The organism is Vibrio sp. Y176, assembly GCF_033438945.1.
Window position 1 is genome coordinate 1 of sequence record NZ_JAWOQS010001257.1, and the last position, 505, is coordinate 505.

The 505-nt window shown below is 38.2% G+C and carries 1 pseudogene; it reads right to left on the reverse strand.

Annotation, left to right across the window (positions count from 1 at the left end):
- Positions 1 to 221 precede the first annotated feature (221 nt).
- Positions 222 to 505, reverse strand: a pseudogene (locus tag R7O13_RS31275) (hypothetical protein); the annotation flags it as partial.

A 505-nucleotide genomic window follows, 5' to 3' on the forward strand; every position in this document is an offset into this window, starting at 1 on the left:
ACAAACAAGGTAAGAAGTCGCTGGCCGATATCTATAAAGAAGTAGAATTTGGCGCTGACGCTCGTCAGTAAATTAACCGCTATGGCGTCATTTCAATCCTTCAACGCCATAGGTCAAAAACGAGAACTCAAGTATCTCGAGTTTACTTGGGTTGAATATCAGTCTTGCATTTTTATTGTATTAACGTGTAGATAAACACCCCTAAATTTAGGGGTGTTTAATTAGATGTCTGTTTTGCGTACAAAGTGAGGATTTTTGTATTTCTTCTCTGGACCAAAAGTGGATATAACCAATTTGTTCCACAGTGTTTTGTCGAACTCGCCTTTTGGAATGGAAGGGTAGAGTGTTTCTTCTTCTTCCCTTGCAAAATTCATGTACTGCTTTTTCTTGATTTGGTTGTATTTTTTCGCAATCTGATTGTGTTTTTGAACCCACTCCAATTTGTATTTTCGAAGTGCCTTTTCACCATCTTCTGCATTCATACGCGACATAAACAGCCGCTTAT